Origin of the sequence: Pseudomonas sp. 43mfcvi1.1, from assembly GCF_900115935.1 — a bacterium.
In the GTDB taxonomy this organism is placed as follows: Bacteria; Pseudomonadota; Gammaproteobacteria; order Pseudomonadales; family Pseudomonadaceae; genus Aquipseudomonas; species Aquipseudomonas bijieensis.
Genome location: NZ_UETT01000017.1, coordinates 69,264 through 87,001, shown reverse-complemented (window position 1 = coordinate 87,001; position 17,738 = coordinate 69,264). Strand labels below are relative to the sequence as shown.

General features: G+C 61.7%; 14 protein-coding genes. 6 read left to right on the top strand and 8 right to left on the bottom strand.

All coding sequences use genetic code 11. The features are described 5' to 3' along the window. Both DTP52_RS26595 and DTP52_RS26590 read right to left on the bottom strand, forming a co-directional pair. Positions 1-588: a LysE family translocator gene (locus DTP52_RS26595; RefSeq protein ID WP_109756025.1), complete on the bottom strand. Its 588-nt coding sequence runs from the start codon at positions 586-588 to the stop codon at positions 1-3. Between the two features lie 154 nt (positions 589-742). Beyond that, on the bottom strand, positions 743-1,255 hold the full coding sequence (locus tag DTP52_RS26590) for a hypothetical protein (protein ID WP_109756024.1): 513 nt from the start codon (positions 1,253-1,255) through the stop codon (positions 743-745). Between the two features lie 145 nt (positions 1,256-1,400). On the opposite strand from DTP52_RS26590, the gene DTP52_RS26585 reads away from it, so the two are divergent. From DTP52_RS26585 to DTP52_RS26575, 3 genes are all read left to right on the top strand, one after another. Further along, the gene (locus tag DTP52_RS26585) at positions 1,401-2,483 is read left to right on the top strand and encodes a bifunctional transcriptional activator/DNA repair enzyme AdaA (RefSeq protein WP_109756023.1); all 1,083 of its coding nucleotides are present in this window, start codon (positions 1,401-1,403) and stop codon (positions 2,481-2,483) included. Positions 2,484-2,506: 23 nt separating this feature from the next. Further along, on the top strand, positions 2,507-3,121 hold the full coding sequence (locus DTP52_RS26580; protein ID WP_109756022.1) for a DNA-3-methyladenine glycosylase: 615 nt from the start codon (positions 2,507-2,509) through the stop codon (positions 3,119-3,121). A gap of 201 nt (positions 3,122-3,322) precedes the next feature. Beyond that, complete coding sequence (locus DTP52_RS26575) at positions 3,323-3,811, top strand: GFA family protein (protein WP_109756021.1); 489 nt, start codon at positions 3,323-3,325, stop codon at positions 3,809-3,811. Between the two features lie 140 nt (positions 3,812-3,951). On the opposite strand, the gene DTP52_RS26570 is transcribed toward DTP52_RS26575, so the two are convergent. Beyond that, positions 3,952-4,557 carry a tRNA-(ms[2]io[6]A)-hydroxylase gene (locus DTP52_RS26570; protein WP_109756020.1) on the bottom strand — a complete coding sequence of 202 codons (606 nt, stop codon included), beginning with the start codon at positions 4,555-4,557 and terminating at the stop codon, positions 3,952-3,954. Positions 4,558-4,735: 178 nt separating this feature from the next. Between DTP52_RS26570 and DTP52_RS26565 the strand changes: the two genes are divergently transcribed. Beyond that, positions 4,736-5,599 carry a universal stress protein gene (locus DTP52_RS26565; protein WP_109756019.1) on the top strand — a complete coding sequence of 288 codons (864 nt, stop codon included), beginning with the start codon at positions 4,736-4,738 and terminating at the stop codon, positions 5,597-5,599. Positions 5,600-5,653: 54 nt separating this feature from the next. On the opposite strand, the gene DTP52_RS26560 is transcribed toward DTP52_RS26565, so the two are convergent. After that, the gene (locus DTP52_RS26560) at positions 5,654-6,124 is read right to left on the bottom strand and encodes a DUF1289 domain-containing protein (protein ID WP_109756018.1); all 471 of its coding nucleotides are present in this window, start codon (positions 6,122-6,124) and stop codon (positions 5,654-5,656) included. A gap of 408 nt (positions 6,125-6,532) precedes the next feature. On the opposite strand from DTP52_RS26560, the gene acnB reads away from it, so the two are divergent. Beyond that, positions 6,533-9,142 (top strand): bifunctional aconitate hydratase 2/2-methylisocitrate dehydratase, encoded by a 2,610-nt coding sequence (gene acnB / locus DTP52_RS26555; RefSeq protein WP_109756017.1) that lies wholly within the window; start codon positions 6,533-6,535, stop codon positions 9,140-9,142. 251 nt (positions 9,143-9,393) lie between these two features. On the opposite strand, the gene DTP52_RS26550 is transcribed toward acnB, so the two are convergent. After that, complete coding sequence (locus DTP52_RS26550; RefSeq protein ID WP_109756016.1) at positions 9,394-10,674, bottom strand: serine/threonine transporter; 1,281 nt, start codon at positions 10,672-10,674, stop codon at positions 9,394-9,396. A 436-nt stretch (positions 10,675-11,110) separates the two neighbouring features. Between DTP52_RS26550 and DTP52_RS26545 the strand changes: the two genes are divergently transcribed. Beyond that, positions 11,111-12,064, top strand: coding sequence for a 2-hydroxyacid dehydrogenase (locus tag DTP52_RS26545; RefSeq protein WP_109756015.1), 954 nt, complete (start codon positions 11,111-11,113; stop codon positions 12,062-12,064). Here the strand turns inward: DTP52_RS26545 and tssA are convergent. From tssA to DTP52_RS26530, 3 genes are read right to left on the bottom strand one after another with little or no spacing between them, the layout of a single operon-like run. Then, positions 12,061-13,149: a type VI secretion system protein TssA gene (gene tssA, locus DTP52_RS26540; protein WP_109756014.1), complete on the bottom strand. Its 1,089-nt coding sequence runs from the start codon at positions 13,147-13,149 to the stop codon at positions 12,061-12,063. The genes DTP52_RS26545 and tssA overlap by 4 nt on opposite strands. After that, positions 13,146-16,970 (bottom strand): type VI secretion protein IcmF/TssM N-terminal domain-containing protein, encoded by a 3,825-nt coding sequence (locus tag DTP52_RS26535; RefSeq protein WP_109756013.1) that lies wholly within the window; start codon positions 16,968-16,970, stop codon positions 13,146-13,148. Before DTP52_RS26535 ends, tssA begins: the two co-directional genes overlap by 4 nt. Continuing rightward, positions 16,967-17,728, bottom strand: a complete 762-nt coding sequence (locus DTP52_RS26530; RefSeq protein WP_109756012.1) for a DotU family type IV/VI secretion system protein — start codon at positions 17,726-17,728, stop codon at positions 16,967-16,969. The genes DTP52_RS26535 and DTP52_RS26530 overlap by 4 nt, the downstream gene beginning before the upstream one ends. Positions 17,729-17,738 lie beyond the last annotated feature (10 nt).

The following is a 17,738-nucleotide window of genomic DNA, read 5'->3' as shown; positions in this document are numbered from 1 at the left end:
TCAAGGCAACAACAGATACACCGCACTGGCCACCAACAACACCGCCATCGCCCGGTTGAACAGACGCATGGTCGCCGGGTTACCCAGCCAGGTGCGCAGAAAACTCCCGGCGTAGGCCCAGCAGCCCACCGAGACGTAGCAGATCACCAGGTAGATCGCCGCAAACTGCCACACCAGCCGCGCCTCGCCATCGGCCACGAATGCCCCCATCCCCGCCACGCAGGCCAGCCACGCCTTGGGGTTGAGCCATTGCATCAGCGCGCCATAGAACATCGAAGGCGCCCGTCCATCCTCTTCGTCGCCCAGGTGCCCGTTATCCATCGCCAGTTTCCAGGCCATGAACAATAGAAACCCCACGCCGCCCAGTTGCACCACCCGCGTGAGCCCAGGCCAGCGTTGCAGCACTTCATGCAACCCCAGCCCCATCAGTACCAGCAGCAAGACAAAGCCCAGGGTCGCACCGCCCACATGGCGCAAGGTGGCGCGAAACCCGTACCGCGCCCCGGAGCTGAGGGCCACGATGTTGACCGGTCCCGGCGTGATGGAGGCGACCAGGGCAAACGCCGCCATGGAAAATATCAGACTCATCGCATACCTTCTTTCATGTCTGTGAGGTGGCGATCAGGGTAAGTGGCCCGTTACGGCGGGTATTGAAGAAAACTGCCTAATGAGGAAAAAGCAAAACCCTCGCCCACAAAAAAGCCGCGACACCTCGATCAGGCATCGCGGCTTGTTCAGGCGATCAGCGATCGTTCTTGGTCGAAGAGCTGGTCGCGTTGGTCAGGCCCTTGGTGTTATGGGTACCCGGAGTAGCGGTGGAAATCGCCGAAGCCTTGGTCAGGCCGCGCGTATCACGGTCCTTGGCGATGCTCGAGGTCAGCGAAGCCTTGCTGGTACGGTCAGTTCGGGTGGTGCCGGCGTGCTTGCCGCTCAGGCCATGATCACGGGTACGAGTGCCGGCGTGGTCGCTGGCCAAGCCTTTGCCAAGGCCGCTGGAGTCGCCGGACTTGTCGTGGCCCTGGCCACCGCCGATACCGCCGCCAATGCCACCGCCGTGGCCACCGCCGTGGCCACCGCCATTACCGCCGCCGTTTCCTCCACCATTACCGCCACCATTACCGCCACCACCACCGTTACCACCGCCTGCGGCGTAGCTCGAACCGATAGGCGACAGGTCGGCAGGCAGCAAGGCCGAGGCACCCAGCGCCAAGGCACAGACAGCAACGGCAATGAGGGATTTCTTATGTTTGGACATGATGTCTCCGAAAGACAAAAACAACGGCTGAACCCTTAAGACTCAGAGGTTCAATTTTTGTTCGTGAGCATCCGACCAAGTGCGCGGGGAATTCACTGTCGATTTTTCGGTGGAGTCATGGCGGGCACGGTTCTATGCTCGGCCCATGAACCTACAAGACTCGCTGCTCCCGCCCCATGCCGAGATGATCCGCGCCATGCTCGAACGCGACACCGCCTACGAGGGGGTGTTCTTCACCGCGGTCAAGACCACCGGTATTTTCTGTCGCCCCAGTTGCACGGCGCGCAAGCCGAAACCGGAGAACGTGGAGTTCTTCGCCCATGCCGATGAAGCCCTGTCGGCCGGCTACCGGGCCTGCCTGCGTTGCAAGCCACTGGACGCCGCGGCCATCGCGCCGGACTGGATCCAGGCCCTGCTCAAGGCTGTAGACGCCGAGCCAGACCTGCGCTGGACCGACGCCCTGCTGCTGGAGCAAGGCATTGAACCGCTGAAATTGCGCCGCTGGTTCAAGCAACATTTCGGCATGACCTTCCACGCCTACCTGCGCACCCGCCGCCTGGGCATTGCCCTGGGCGGCATCAAGGAAGGCACCTCCATCGACAATGCCGCGTTCGATTCCGGTTATGAGTCATTGAGCGGTTTTCGTGACGCCTTCGTGAAATCCTTTCATATCACACCGGGTCGCGCGGCCCTCAGCGAACCCTTGCTGTTCACCCGCCTGACCACACCGTTAGGCCCCATGCTGGCCATGGCCGAACGACGGGGCCTGGTGCTGCTGGAATTCCTCGACCGCCCGGCCCTGACCAAGGAGTTGGAAGAGCTGCAACAACGCTACGGCTACACCGTTGCGCCGGGCCACAACGCGCATTTGCAACAGATCGAAACCGAACTGGCCGAGTATTTCGCCGGCAAGCTCACGGCATTCAAGGTCCCGTTGCACATGCCCGGCAGCGCCTTCGCCGTGCGGGTCTGGGCTGAGCTGCAAAAAATCCCCTACGGCGAAACCCGCAGCTATGGCGGTATCGCCACGGCCCTGGGCAGCCCTGGCGCCAGCCGCGCCGTGGGCCTGGCCAATGGGCAGAATCGCCTGGCCATCGTCATTCCCTGTCACCGAGTGATCGGTGCCGATGGCTCGCTGACCGGCTATGGTGGCGGACAACCGCGCAAGGCATTTCTGCTGCGGCTGGAAAAAGCCGCGGTGCAGGTTTCACTGCCCCTGGCATTTTGAGCGCTCCGGAGTACGAACACCTGATGCCTGTGCCCTACCACGACGCCAGTGTCTTCCTGGCAGGCCTGGACAAAGACTGGCGACGCCATGTCGAAGCGATCGGCCCTTGCCTGCTGCTGCCCAAGCCAGCCCGCGAACCCTATGAAGCCCTGGTGCGGGCGATTGCCTACCAGCAGCTGCACGCCAAGGCCGGCGATGCGATTCTGGGGCGGTTGCTGGCGTTGTTCCCGGCGCAGACCTTCCCCAGGCCCGAGCAGATCCTGGCGACAGACACCGCGCAGCTGCGCGCCTGTGGGTTTTCCGCCAGCAAGATCGCGACGATCCAGGGCATCGCCCAAGCGGCGCTGGACGGGGTGGTGCCGGATTACGCCACCGCACGGGCGATGGAAGACGAAGCGTTGATCGAGCGCCTGGTCAGCTTGCGCGGCGTCGGGCGCTGGACCGTGGAAATGCTACTGATCTACAGCCTGGAACGACCCGACATCCTGCCGGCCGATGACTTCGGCGTACGCGAAGGTTATCGCCGACTAAAAGGGTTGGAGCAACAGCCCAGCCGCAAGCAGATGGTTGAGATCGGGCGGGCGTGGAGCCCTTATCGGACGGTGGCGGCGTGGTATTTGTGGCGAGTGCCCAGGTAATGTTGGCTGTACCGACGTCTTCGCGAGCAAGCCCGCTCCCACACTGACCGAGAGCGGGCAGAACATTTGCGACCGACACAAACTCCCTGTGGGAGCGGGCTTGCTCGCGAAGGCGGTCGCATGGTCACTCTCAATTCAACGATCAAGACACCGACCGTCTAGGCTGTCCGGAGTCATTCCAATCCCCAATTGGAGGTTCCCATGCAGCTAGAAGGTTCCTGTCACTGCGGCGCGGTGTCGTTCACCCTCGACAGCGCTCATCCCTACCCCTACCAGCGCTGCTACTGCTCGATCTGTCGCAAGACCCAGGGTGGCGGCGGTTTTGCGATCAATCTGGGGGGCGATGCCCGAAGCCTGAAGGTGCGCGGGCGCAAGCACATCTCGATCTATCATGCGCGGCTCAAGGACGAAGGCGATAAACGCGCCCACCGCAGCAGTGCCGAACGGCATTTCTGTGCCCTGTGCGGTTCGGGGCTCTGGCTATTCAGCCCTGAATGGCCGGAACTGGTTCACCCCTTTGCCTCAGCCATCGACACGCCATTGCCGGTGCCGCCGGAGCACACTCACCTGATGCTCGGCTCCAAGGCGCCATGGGTGGAAGTCGAGGCGCATCCTGGCGATCAGCGGTTCGAGGTCTACCCCAAGGAGTCGATTGCCCACTGGCATGAGCGCCTGGGACTGACCGGTTAAGAGGCAGAGCTGCAAACGGCCCTATCGCGAGCAGGCTCGCTCCCACATTTGATCTTCAGTGCTCACAAATAGTGTGTACACAGAAAATCCCCTGTGGGAGCGAGCCTGCTCGCGATGGCGTCAGCCCAGGTAACCCAGCACTACAAAGTCGGCACACCACTGTGGAACCGAAACTCCACATCCGGCGACTCGATCAGCTCCCGCTCGGCGTCGCGGACCTTGTCGATCACTTGGGCAATGTCCTTGGCGTCGCCATACTGGTAAGCCAGTTTCAGATAACCCTGGAAATGCCGGGCTTCACTTTTCAGCAAGCCGAAATAGAACTTGCCCAGTTCCTCGTCCAGGTGCGGCACCAAGGCCTCGAAACGCTCGCAGCTACGGGCCTCGATGAAAGCGCCAACCACCAGGGTGTCCACCAGCTTGACCGGTTCGTGGCTGCGTACCACCTTGCGCAGCCCCGAGGCGTAACGCCCGGCGGAGAGCTGGCGCAAGCCAATCTTGCGCTTTTTCATCAGGCGCATGACCTGCTCGTGGTGCACCAGCTCTTCCCGGGCCAGGCGCGACATCAGGTTGATCAGGTCGACATGGGAGTGGTACTTGGCGATCAGGCTCAGGGCGGTACTGGCGGCCTTGAACTCGCAGTTCTTGTGGTCGATCAGCAACGTTTCCTGGTCGGCCAGCGCGGCCTGGACCCAGGCATCGGGGGTGCGGCAGCCGAGGAATTCGTGAATTTCGGGAAGATTCATGGGGCTCACGGGAAAAGGTAGTCGAGCGAAGGGCGCCGATTATACCGGCCTGCCCCCAGACCACCAGCCACCGCCGTTGATATGCGTCAAGTCGACGACTCACCCAGAGCAACTAGACTGTTCAACAATAACTACAGTTGAGCAACGCCAGCCTTTTCATTGCAGGAGAACGCCGATCATGCAAGCCATTCGCAGCATCCTGGTGGTCATTGAGCCCGAACATTCGGAAAGCCTGGCGCTCAAGCGCGCCAAACTGATCGCCGGAGTGACCCAGGCCCACCTGCACCTGCTGGTGTGTGACAAAAAGCATGACCATGCCGGCATGCTTAGCGTGCTGAAGGCCGCGCTATTGGCGGACGGCTACAGTGTCACCACCGAACAGGCCTGGAACGAAAGTCTCTACGAAACCATCATCGACGTGCAGCAGGCCGAAGGTTGCGGGCTGGTGATCAAGCAGCACTTCCCCGACAGCCCGCTGAAAAAAGCCCTGCTGACCCCGGCAGACTGGAAGCTGCTGCGCCACTGCCCGACCCCGGTGCTACTGGTGAAAACCGCCGGCTCCTGGAAAGACAAGGTGATACTGGCGGCCGTCGATGTCGGCAATGCCGATGGCGAGCACCGCCATTTGCATAACACCATCATCGATCACGGCTATGACATTGCCCTGCTGGCCAAGGCGCACCTGCATGTGATCAGTGCCCACCCGACGCCGATGCTTTCGTCCGCCGACCCGACGTTCCAACTCAAGGAAACCATCGAGGCCAAGTACCGCGAACAATGCCGCGCGTTCCAGGCTGAGTTCGACATCGACGACCAGCATTTGCACATCGAAGAAGGCCCGGCGGACGTCTTGATTCCCTACATGGCGCGCAAGCTGCAGGCGGCGGTGACGGTGATCGGCACCGTGGCCCGCTCGGGGTTGTCCGGGGTCCTGATTGGCAACACCGCCGAAGCCGTGCTCGATACGCTGGAAAGCGATGTGCTGGTGCTCAAGCCCCAGGAAGTCGAGGATCATCTGGTGGAGTTGGCGACCAAGGATTGAGGTTTTGTATCCTCAAGATCGCCATCGCGAGCAAGCTCGCGATGCCTTTAAAGCTCAGCCGCCGATCGCATCCTTCAGGAACCCCGGTGCGATATAACGCTGGTAATGGGCTTCGGACAGGAGGAAGAATTCCCGATCAATGGCATCGCGCAGGTCCGGCAGTTCCCAGTCGCGGAACTCCGGCATCAGCACCATGCCATAGGCCTCCAGGTTGTTGATCACCCGCGCGCCCCGGGCGATCAACTGATAGGCCCAGCAATACTCCGACTGATGCGGCACGAAGCGGATCTTGCGCGATTCCAGTTGCTGGCGCAGCAATCCTGGGTCGAAAACCTCCAACTTGGCCACCATCACCTGCACCAGCAGTTGCTCCAGGCGCATCCACACCGCGCGTTTCTCCTCCTCGTTGTAGCCGTTCCAGTGAATCACTTCATGGTGGAACCGCTTGCAGCCACGGCACACCAGGTCACCGTAGACAGTGGAGCAAAGGCCGACGCAGGGGGTCTTGATGAGCTGGTTGGGCATAAGGAAAAGCACACGCAAAAGCAGGACAGGCCGGCATGTTAGCCCTTTGTCTAAGATTGATCACCCCTCAAACTTCCAGGCCCAACTTACCTTTAATTTTTTTTTCCCGTAGAATCAGCCAGCCTTTTAAGGCGCCAATGTCCGTTAGAAGCTGTTTTCAAAGCGTCACGAGCACAGTCGTTCCTTCAGAGCGGTGTTGGCGAAGGGTCTTTCCAGCGGGGAAAGCCCAACGCCAACCCTCATCAGCTCCCCGTTCTGCAGGCGTAAAACTTTGAAAGCAGCTTCTGTGAGGAACTTACGGAAACTCTGGCGTGGTGGCTCAAAAAGCCTCCGACGCGCATGAGTACCGTGGGTTTCTGGATGAGCGTCCCGGACACCCATTTGGGACCACTGATGAGGGTAATAACTGTGCTTGAAGCCTACCGCAAACATATCGAAGAGCGTGCAGCCCTGGGTATCGTTCCCCAGCCGCTCAACGCCGAACAAACCGCAGGCCTGATCGAGCTGCTGAAAAATCCTCCGGCTGGCGAAGAAGCTTTCCTCGTTGACCTGATCACCAATCGCGTTCCGCCTGGAGTCGACGAGGCTGCCTACGTCAAGGCCGGCTTCCTGTCCGCCCTGGCCAAGGGCCAGGCCCAATCCCCTCTGCTGGACAAGAAACGTGCCGTTGAACTGCTCGGCACCATGCAGGGCGGCTACAACATCGTGACCCTGGTGGAGCTGCTGGACGACGCCGAGCTGGCGCCGGTAGCCGCCGAAGAACTCAAGCACACCCTGCTGATGTTCGATGCCTTCCACGACGTGGCTGAAAAAGCCAAGAACGGCAACGTTCACGCCAAGGCCGTGCTGCAATCCTGGGCCGAAGGCGAGTGGTTCAAGAAGCGCCCGGTGCTGGCCGACAAGATCAGCCTGCGCGTATTCAAGGTGACCGGCGAAACCAACACCGACGACCTGTCCCCTGCTCCAGACGCCTGGTCGCGTCCTGACATCCCGCTGCACGCCCTGGCCATGCTGAAAATGGCCCGTGACGGCATCGTTCCGGACGAGCAAGGCAAGACCGGCCCGATGAAGCAAATCGAAGAAATGCGCGGCCAAGGCTTCCCGATCGCCTACGTCGGCGACGTGGTTGGTACCGGCTCCTCGCGTAAATCGGCGACCAACTCGGTACTGTGGTTCTTCGGCGACGACATTCCTTATGTGCCGAACAAGCGCGCTGGCGGTTTCTGCTTCGGCAGCAAAATCGCTCCGATCTTCTACAACACCATGGAAGATGCTGGCGCACTGCCTATCGAGTTCGACGTTTCGAACATGAACATGGGCGATGTGATCGACCTGTACCCGCATGCCGGCAAAGTCTGCAAGCACGGTACCGACGAAGTCATCACCACCTTCGAAATGAAGACTCCGGTGCTGCTGGACGAAGTCCGTGCCGGCGGTCGTATTCCGCTGATCATTGGCCGTGGCCTGACCGAGAAGGCTCGCGCCGAGCTGGGCCTGCCACCTTTCGACCTGTTCAAGAAGCCTGAAGCTCCCGCTCAAAGCACCAAGGGTTTCACCCTGGCGCAGAAGATGGTCGGCAAGGCTTGCGGTCTGGCAGAAGGCAAAGGCGTACGTCCTGGCACCTACTGCGAACCGAAAATGACCACCGTGGGGTCCCAGGACACCACCGGTCCAATGACCCGCGACGAACTGAAAGACCTGGCGTGCCTGGGCTTCTCGGCTGACCTGGTGATGCAGTCCTTCTGCCACACCGCGGCTTATCCAAAGCCGATCGACGTGACCACCCACCACACCCTGCCTGACTTCATCATGACCCGCGGCGGTGTTTCCCTGCGTCCGGGCGACGGCATCATCCACTCGTGGCTGAACCGCATGCTGCTGCCAGACACCGTGGGTACCGGTGGTGACTCGCACACCCGTTTCCCGATGGGCATCTCGTTCCCGGCCGGCTCCGGCCTGGTCGCGTTCGCCGCTGCCACCGGCGTCATGCCGCTGGACATGCCGGAATCGATCCTGGTGCGCTTCAAAGGCAAAATGAAACCTGGCATCACCCTGCGTGACCTGGTTCATGCCATTCCGTACTTCGCCATCCAGAAGGGTCTGTTGACCGTCGAGAAGAAAGGCAAGAAAAACGCCTTCTCCGGCCGCATCCTGGAGATCGAAGGCCTGGAAGGCTTGACCCTGGAACAGGCTTTCGAATTGTCCGACGCCTCGGCCGAACGTTCGGCTGCCGGTTGCACCATCAAGCTGTCGAAAGAGTCGATCACCGAGTACCTGCAATCGAACATCACCCTGCTGCGCTGGATGATCGGCGAAGGCTACGGTGACGCACGTACCCTGGAGCGTCGCGCCCAAGCGATGGAAGCCTGGATCGCCAACCCGCAACTGATGGAAGCCGATGCCGACGCGGAATACGCCGAAGTCATCGAAATCGATCTGGCCGACATCAGCGAGCCTGTGCTCTGTGCGCCGAACGACCCGGACGACGCCCGCCTGCTGTCCAGCGTTGCTGGCGAGAAGATCGACGAAGTGTTCATCGGTTCGTGCATGACCAACATCGGTCACTTCCGCGCTGCCGGTAAGCTGCTGGATCAGGTCAAGGGTCAGCTGCCAACCCGTCTGTGGCTGTCGCCGCCGACCAAGATGGACGCTCACCAACTGACCGAAGAAGGCTACTACGGCATCTACGGCAAGGCCGGCGCACGGATGGAAATGCCAGGCTGCTCGCTGTGCATGGGTAACCAGGCACGCGTCGAGCCGAACTCCACCGTGGTGTCGACTTCGACCCGTAACTTCCCGAACCGTCTGGGTGACGGCGCGAACGTCTACCTGGCTTCGGCCGAACTGGCGTCCGTTGCGTCCATCCTGGGTCGCCTGCCGACCGTCGAGGAGTACATGGAATACGCCGGCAAGATCGACAGCATGGCAGCGGACGTATACCGCTACCTGAGCTTCGACCAGATCGCCGAGTTCCGTGAAGCCGCTGCAAACGCCAACATCCCGGTCGTTCAAGCCTAACGCTTCAACGCCCGACTAAAAACGCCGCCCTTCTTGCGAGGGGCGGCGTTTTTTTATGCTTGGGATTTCGATGCTAGCCGGGCTACCGCTATCGCGAGCAGGCTCGCTCCCACAGGGGATATGTGGTGAATATATGAACACCCGCAACCCCATGTGGGAGCGAGCCTGCTCGCGATGACGGCAGCACATCCAACATCAATGCAAGTCGCCCCACCACTTTCGCGAGCAAGCCCGCTCCCACAAGGGTCCGGTCAGGCCAAGAGGGAGTAGACCAGCGCAGTAATCGCCACCAGGCCCACCAGCACCACGAAGACATTCGACGCCTGGCCACGATAGCGGGCCATGGCCGGAACTTTACGGATGGCATACATCGGCATCAGGAACAGGATGGCCGCGATGACCGGGCCGCCCAGGGTTTCGATCATGCCCAGGATGCTCGGGTTGAGCGTGGCGACGATCCAGCACACCACCAGCATGAACGCAGCGGTAAGGCGGTCCAGGGTCTTGGGCGCCGGGCGACGGCCGCTTTTGACGATCAGGCCCTTGAGGCCTTCGCTGGCGCCGATGTAGTGCCCCAGGAACGATTTGGAAATGGCGACAAACGCAATCAACGGCGCGGCAAAAGCGATAGTCGGGTTGCTGAAATGGTTGGCCAGGTACGACAGGATCGACAGATTCTGCGCCTTGGCCTCAGCCAGTTGTGCCGGGGACAAGGTCAACACGCAACTGAACACGAAAAACAGCACCATCACCACCATCAGCACATGGGCGCGCGACAGGATCTGCGAGCTGCGCTCCTCAGCGTTGGCACCATAGCGACGCTTCTGGTCCACCGCAAACGCCGAGATGATGGGTGAGTGGTTGAACGAGAACACCATCACCGGGATCGCCAGCCACAAGGTATGCAGCAACGCCGAAGCTTCAGGCGGCGTGGACGCCGTGGTCAGGATGCCGCCGCTCCAGTGGGGAATCAGGAACACCGCCAGGAACAACAGCGCAACGATGAACGGGTAGACCATCAGGCTCATGGCCTTGACGATCGCCTGCTCGCCGCAGCGCACCACCGCCAGCAGGCCCAGGATCAGCACCAACGACAGCACAGCCCGAGGGGGCGCCTGGATATGCAACTGATGCTCCAGGAAACTGCCCACCGTGTTGGTCAACGCCACGCTGTAGATCAGCAGGATCGGGAAAATGGCAAAGAAGTACAAAAGCGTGATCAACGCACCGGCCTTGAGGCCGAAATGTTCTTCCACCACATCGGTGATGTCCGCACCGTCGCGACCGGACAACACAAAACGGGTCAGGCCCCGGTGGGCATAGAACGTCATGGGGAACGCCAGCAACGCCAGGATCAGCAGCGGCCAAAAGCCGCCCAGGCCCGCATTGATCGGTAAAAAAAGCGTACCTGCACCAATCGCGGTGCCAAACAGACCCAGCATCCACGTGGTGTCCTGACGACTCCATTGGCTGAGGGTGGCTGGGACAGTCGTTTCAAAGCGCTCTTCGACGCTATTGGCCTGATCATTCATCCGGGCGGATCTCCGTATTCCGGTCACATGCACCCGGTCGGGACGAGTCAGAAAAACCCGACAGGCAGCGCCCCGACCGAAACAGGGGCGCGATTGTCCGGGATTAGCGAGCAGAAGCAAAGACTTAGCTGAGGAGCGGTTATGCGGATCAGATTACTGTCATAAAAGATGCCCCCGCATTCCCTGTGAGAGCGAGCGTACTCGCGAAAGCGAAGGATCAATCGACATTCATGTTGGATGTACCGTCGCGCTCCCACAGCTGGATTGCAGTACGACCGCCAGAGCCAGGTCGGCTGTCAGGCCGCCACAGCGAGCAACCCCTCGCAAGAACGACACCAAAACCGAAATGCACATAAAAAGCCGCAACCCCCCTGCCCTCTGCTCCTACAATCAGGTTGAATACTTGCAATCACCCCAGCACCCACAGGAGCCCAGCATGACTGCAACCGTTCTGGTACTGGTTGAAACCGTCAATGAGTACCTGCCGATTCTTGAGCGGCAGGGGTATCACCTGGAATTGGCGCCCACGCCTGCCGAACGCAAGACAGCGATTTTCGAACACGGTGAACGCTTCAGCGCGGTGCTGACCCGCGGCCCCCTGGGTTTGACGGCGGAAGAAATCGCCGCCCTGCCCAATTTGCAGATCATTTGCGTGATCGGCGCCGGTTACGAACAAGTGGACCTGCAGGCCGCGCGCAATCGGGGCATCGTGGTAACCAACGGCGCCGGGGTCAACGCCTCGTCGGTGGCCGACCATGCCATGGCGCTGCTGCTGGCGCTGGTGCGGGACATTCCCCGGGCCGACGCATGCGTGCGCCGTGGCGAATGGCCCAAGGTCATGCGCCCTTCCCTGGCCGGCAAGCGCCTGGGCGTGCTGGGCCTGGGCGCGGTGGGCATGGCGATCGCCAAGCGGGCCGCCCTCGGGTTCGACATGAGCGTCAGCTACCACAATCGCCAGATGCGCAACGACGTACCCTACACCTACTGCGCCACGCCCACGGAACTGGCCCGCGTCTCGGATTTCCTGATCGTCGCCACGCCCGGCGGCCTGGACACCCGGCAGTTGATCAACAAACAGGCCCTCGATGCCTTGGGACCCAATGGTTTCCTGGTGAACATCGCCCGTGCCAGCGTGGTCGCCACCGCCGACCTGATCAGCGCCCTGGAGCAACGGCGAATCGCTGGCGCGGCCCTGGATGTGTTCGATCACGAGCCCGAAGTGCCCGACGCGCTGAAACATCTGCCCAACGTCGTGCTGACGCCCCATGTGGCCGGCCTGTCGCCGGAAGCAACGCGTGGCACGGTGGAGCTGGTGGGCCAGAACCTGAACGCGTTTTTTTCCGGCAAGCCGGTGTTGACGCCAGTACCGTTACCCGACGCGCAGCCTTAAAGCACCCCCAGCAATGTCCATAACCGCCGGGATTCGGCATCGGCACTGATCAGTTCCCCCAGCAACTCGCTCAACGGCTTGTTGCCCCACTCCACGCCGCGCCGGATCAGATAGGGCACCGGGCTGTGGGGTTCTGTACGGGCCAGGTAACCGGCGATGACCAGTAGCTGTCGATAGGCCTCCTCACGATTGGCCGGCTCCTGGAAAACCTGGGCAGGTGCCACGTTCGCCTGCGCCCGGTCAGGTTCAAGCGTAACCGTGGGTGAAGTTTGCACCGGCAAGACAGTGGGTTGCTGTGGATTCATCGCGATGAACTCCTCTACCAGGGCCAGCAAGGCCTGAATCACATCCCGCAGGGATTTGTAGCCTGGGGCCAGGTTGCCCAAGTAAGCGTCGCTCCAGGCTTCGAGCCGTTGCAGGTGTTGCAGGCTCAACATCAGGCTGCCCTGGCGATGCAACCAGAATGACAAGGGTGTGCTGCGAATCAGTTCACTGAGTTTCTTCTGATCATTGCGCGCCGCTTCCGCCGACGCCTTGGCGTTCTTGCTGTCGTTGCCCAACACTTGCTGGCGCTGCAAGCGTTGCCAGTCGTCCAGACAGAAACCGGAGAACTCCTGGTCCCGGCCATCGAGCAATGGCACGCGCGTCAGCAACACCTCACTGTAGCGACGGGCCAGCCATTCCAGCGGGATCACCCGCCACGACTGGTCGCCTTCATCGGCCTGGGGGTGCAACTGCTCCGGGTAGCGCTCACACAGCCCCGCCACCAGCGCCAGGCTACCCGGCAACCCCTCCAGCCCGGCCATATGCAACCAGGCCTCCCCCAGCCAGGCGCTGATCATCAGGTCCTTGCTGCGCTCCAGCAGCAACATGGTTGCCAGTCGTTCCAGGTCTGGCCATAGGGCGCGCTTGATCGAAGACTGCCACACGCCCGTGGGCAGGCTGGTGTCGTCCTCCCGGCGCAATTCGCGCAACTGATCATATTCCGGTTCGTAGCGCAGGTCCTGGCCACAAGGCGATTCAGCGCTGATCGGCTCGAGCAATTGGCTGACCAGCTCAGGTAAAGGCGATATCGGCAAGCTCACAAGCCTTCCTCACGAGTGGCGATGGCGGGACTCGATGAGGTCGCCATGAAAGGTGAACGGGGCGCCCGCGTCGGCAGCGGTGGGATCGACAAGGGCAGCTTGGAGCCCTGGCTCATCAACGACAGGCGCACGAACATCAACGTTTGCTGCGCCGTGCGGGCCTGGGTCTGGGCGGTCACCGGCAATTGCAGGGCCAGGGGAAAATCGGTGTAGTCGACATTCGGCTGGCGCTGGCTCGTCACCAACGAGCGCATCAGGCGCAGCAATGACCATGGCCCCTGGTATTCCCAACCGGCCTCCAGGTCGCGCACCACCAGGTTCGGTTGCAACGGGTCGTTGGCCGGACGCTGGTAACCGTTGCGGGCCCAACGCAAAGTCAGGCGCACGGGCTGGCCGACCATCCAGCGCAGGTTCTGCTGGCCGCCGCCGGGGTAGCTGATCTGCTGGTTGCCGGCGTCCAGGCTCCAGGCGATCACCTGGTCGGCGCCGCGCTCTTCATCGCGATCGGTACGCCAGCGCACGTCCATTTCCACACCCAGGATGCCACTCTTGTCGCGCACGAACAGCGGCCCGAGCCAGGCCCCGGCCTGTTTCAAACGGTTGAGAAAATCCTCGGCCGCCAATCGCTCCGGCACCTGGCTCAACGTCAGCCCGGCCTGGGCCAGGGGCAGGCGTGTATCGATCAGCTCGAGCAAATGCTGGACCCGCGCCGGGTCGGCATCGCTGGCCCGCACATCCTGGGAAAACGGAAAGCGTCCGGCCAGGTATTGATTGAAATAGTTGGCCAGGTCATTCCAGGCAGTCGCGGCCTGGTTCTGTTGCAGGTACAGGCAACGTTGCAGGGCGCCCTGCTGCAACGCGACGGTGCGCAGGGCCAGGTCACCGCGCCCGCCGGGCAAACTGGAGGTCTGCAGGATCTGCGCGCAGGAGGTGGTGTCCATGGCGATAAAGTCCCGGCTCACCAATTGTTCCAGTTGGGCCGCCGAGCTGGCCGGGTTCTGGTTCTTGTACTTGAGCAATTCATCGTTGAGGGCCATGAAGCGAGCCACCTGGTCGTGCTCCAGGGCCGACAGGTTGTCCTGCTGGACGATCAGCCATTCCAGCGCGGGCATTCGCTGCTCGGCGATCTGCAGCATCGCACCGAATTGCTGGTTCAGGTTCAGCTTCAGGTCTTGTGGATCGCTGGCTCCGTAGAGCAGCAAGCCGAAGTTTTTCGAGCCGTCCCAACGCTGGATATCGGCCCGTTGACTGAACAGCGGCTGGGCATCGATCTCGTCCAGGCCACTCTTGATCTGTGCCAATGCCCGGCGATTGAGCAGACGCTGGAAACGTATCGCCAGGTCGCCACGGTGCACGTCCATGAAAGCTTTTTGCAGCGCAACCGCCTGGGCCGTTTGCACATTGAAGCCCATGCCGGGCAACGACTCGTCGCTTTCGTCCAGGCTCAACCACATGGCCCGGGCCGCGGCGCCTTCAGCGGCCTGCATCAGCGCGTCACGGTAATCCGGCGGGATGCGCGGCAGCTCCTCGTTGGCGTAACTCTTGTAGCTGGCGAAGTAGTTCAGGGCAACACTGAAATCATCGCTGCCGTCGCCCTGGCCCATCGAATCGGCATTACTGCCCGAGGGATCCTTCTGCAACGCCAACGCCACGAAATCACGCTTGAACAAGGCTTGTACCGCACCGTCCAGCGCCGTGACATGGTCTTGCAGCACCAGCAGGCCACTGCCCTGTTGCACCAGCAGATTGTCCCGGGAACCGGTCTGGACGATCCACTGGTCACGAAAGCTCTGCTGCAACTTCGCCGCCTGGCTCTCCAGGTCCTGTTCGATATCCGGGCCAAGCAAGGTGCTGTGGCTGACCTTGTCCATCATCTGGGTGTAACCGGGCACCAAATCCTGGCCCTTGCCCCGGCCCCAGGCCGAATTGGTCAGGCTGACCAGCGTCTGCAAGTCATCGATCAGCGCCATCAGGTCTTCGAGCTCATTCAAGGAGTTACCACTCCCCGCCTCCAACCGTTGCAGATGCAGCTTGAGGTAGCCGGCCTGGCGCACGAAGTTATCCGCCAGGAAATAATGATCGAGCCAGCGCTGCATCAGGCCGGTGAAATTATCGGAAATCGCCGGACGCACGGCGTTCAGGTCCAGCCCTTTCAAGTCGGTGTTTTGCGCATCGAACAGCACCCGGTTGTAGAACCGCGCCCGGCTCAAGGTTCCCGTGTTGAGGTTCAATGACAGGGCGTTGTTGCTCAGTTGCACCAGCTCATCCAGCGGCGCCTTGGGGTTGTTTATCGCCTGGCTGAACAGCTGATTGTGTTGCTCCAGGCGCACAGCCCGCTCCACCAGATCCTTGGCCTTCACGTAGCTTTGCCATTGCGCCGGGTCTTCACTTTCCACGTTGCCCCGGCGCTCGGTGTTGCGGATGGACTTGAGTTGTTCCAGGTCCCAGTTCAGCAGGTCACGCAACGGCAATACCCAATGGTGCCGGGCGGTCAGGCGCAAGCCCTGCTCCAATTGCGTGTCCACCGAGGAGAACCACGAAGTGGGAAAGACCACCGAGACGAAGCGCCAGCGCGGGGCTTTTTCCAAGACGTTCCAGTAGTTCTGTACGTTGTGCCGGGTCGGTTCCAGTTGTGGCTCGTCCGAGTCGACCACCAGATGGTTCTTATGGGCACTGAGGATCAACCGCGAGAGCTCCTCGGCCTCCTCCACCGAATCGTGCCAGACCCACAACATGCCCCCCAGCCAGACCAGGCCGACCACCAACGCGACCGCGCCGGCCAGTCGATGCCAGCGCTGGCGCAAACGCAGCAGACGCGGTACGGGTTGGGCCAGGCCACGCTCGGCCACCAAGCGACGTGACCACAGTTGCCGAGCGAAAACCGTCTGCCGCAGAACGTTGTCAGTGGCCGCGAACCCATCTCCTGTAACCGCCGGCGCTTGGCTGGCGGTGAAATAGACACCCCGAAAACGCGGTGCTTCGCCCTGGGTGTTACCTTGGAAAACCGGCTCCAGCAGAATCTGCAGGGTCCGCCGCAAACCTTCGAAACGCTCGGGCAACCCGTAAAGATCGGCGCTCAGTTGTCCCGACAACGCACCGATCTCAATGATCGATTGCGACAGCGCAGCGTTGACCTGATCCAACGCCTGGTCACTCCACTGCGATTGCCAGGCCGCATCCGGCAAGTAGGGCGAAGACCAGCCCAACGTCGATTCCCGGGCCTCGGCAGGCAACGCGCTGACCAGTTCCTGGAATCCGGGCAACTGCTCCATCCCAGTCACCACCACGTACACCGGCAGGCTGAGACCGAAGCGTTGCAGAAGGTCGATAAAACCGCGCCGGGCCTTGAGGCTCAACTCAGTGGCATGTTCGATGTCATCGAGCTTGCCGAACGGGACCGTCCAGATCACCGCGTCCAGAGGCCGTCTGCTGCGCAGTCGCAGGATCAATCCCAGCAAGCGCCACCAATTGCCCCGTTGCCGGTTCATGCCTTCATCGGGCAAGAACAACGCCTGGGGCACCACCAGCACCGCGCCTTCGGTATCCGACCACCAGCGCCCGAACCATGCGACCTTGTCGGTGGGTTGCAAACGCCATTGGGCACACAGCTGCGCGCCGTCCGCTTCGTTGCCCAGCATCATCAGCCAGGGCATCTGATAACGATCCCGGGTGCCCTGCTCCTGCTCCATGTGGCGCACCGCCCCATAGAAACTGCGGATCGCCGCTCCACCTTGGGTACGCAGCCACCAGATCCCGGCCACGACCAACAGCACCAGGACGATGGCGAGCAAGACCAGGGCGAAGACGCTCAGGGGACTCATGAATCCCGCTCCTGGACCGCCGACTCGTTCAGTTGCAGGACCGGTTCGAGGGCCGAACCAATATCGCGCCAGAACACCTGTCCCAGCCCGGTCAGCAGCAGCACCATTGCCAGGATCGCCAGCCCCAGGCGAACCCCGTCCGGCAGTGACTGTTGCCCTGGCATACGCATCGGCGCTGCCGCCGAAGGCAGCGCCAGGCGCTGGCTGACATCGACATAATCGGGGTCGTGCTGCCAGGCAAAGGTGAACAACGCCAGGCGCCATTTTTCATGCTGGACCTGACCGGGCTCACCGCGCAGCCGCCCCTGAAAGCCGAGGATCAGGCATTGCAGATAGACATTCGCCAGGTCCCGGGTACCGGGCATCTGCTCGTCGAGCAGTTTCTTGATCGCCGCAGGCAAGCGCTCGCCAGCCTGGCGACTGGCATACATACGCGATTCGAGCGGGTGCTGCTGCCAAGCCAGTTGTCCCGGCCAGGGGGTGAACAGCAAGGTTTCGTCCACCAGCGCCACGAACGCATAGACCAGCGCCTTGACCTGCTCGGTGGCGGCATCGCCGACGGTGGCGAAGGCCACCCGCCACAGACGCTGGGCGCTGCGTCCGGAAAACTCCACCACCCGATTGACCAATACCGCAGGGTCGCTGTCCTTGGGCAAGTCCTGCCACTCCTGGGACCACTTCAGCCAAGCCTGACGAAAAGCGCTGCTCAGCGGCGCCTCATGCAGACTCCGAACCGCCCCGCCACTTCCGTCAGGCATACGACTCCCC

Coding starts and splice junctions, on each gene's coding strand:
- DTP52_RS26595 (WP_109756025.1), bottom strand. CDS start 588: ATGAGTCTGATATTTTCCATGGCGGCGTTTGCCCTGGTCGCCTCCATC.
- DTP52_RS26590 (WP_109756024.1), bottom strand. CDS start 1,255: ATGTCCAAACATAAGAAATCCCTCATTGCCGTTGCTGTCTGTGCCTTG.
- DTP52_RS26585 (WP_109756023.1), top strand. CDS start 1,401: ATGAACCTACAAGACTCGCTGCTCCCGCCCCATGCCGAGATGATCCGC.
- DTP52_RS26580 (WP_109756022.1), top strand. CDS start 2,507: ATGCCTGTGCCCTACCACGACGCCAGTGTCTTCCTGGCAGGCCTGGAC.
- DTP52_RS26575 (WP_109756021.1), top strand. CDS start 3,323: ATGCAGCTAGAAGGTTCCTGTCACTGCGGCGCGGTGTCGTTCACCCTC.
- DTP52_RS26570 (WP_109756020.1), bottom strand. CDS start 4,557: ATGAATCTTCCCGAAATTCACGAATTCCTCGGCTGCCGCACCCCCGAT.
- DTP52_RS26565 (WP_109756019.1), top strand. CDS start 4,736: ATGCAAGCCATTCGCAGCATCCTGGTGGTCATTGAGCCCGAACATTCG.
- DTP52_RS26560 (WP_109756018.1), bottom strand. CDS start 6,124: ATGCCCAACCAGCTCATCAAGACCCCCTGCGTCGGCCTTTGCTCCACT.
- DTP52_RS26550 (WP_109756016.1), bottom strand. CDS start 10,674: ATGAATGATCAGGCCAATAGCGTCGAAGAGCGCTTTGAAACGACTGTC.
- DTP52_RS26545 (WP_109756015.1), top strand. CDS start 11,111: ATGACTGCAACCGTTCTGGTACTGGTTGAAACCGTCAATGAGTACCTG.
- DTP52_RS26535 (WP_109756013.1), bottom strand. CDS start 16,970: ATGAGTCCCCTGAGCGTCTTCGCCCTGGTCTTGCTCGCCATCGTCCTG.
- DTP52_RS26530 (WP_109756012.1), bottom strand. CDS start 17,728: ATGCCTGACGGAAGTGGCGGGGCGGTTCGGAGTCTGCATGAGGCGCCG.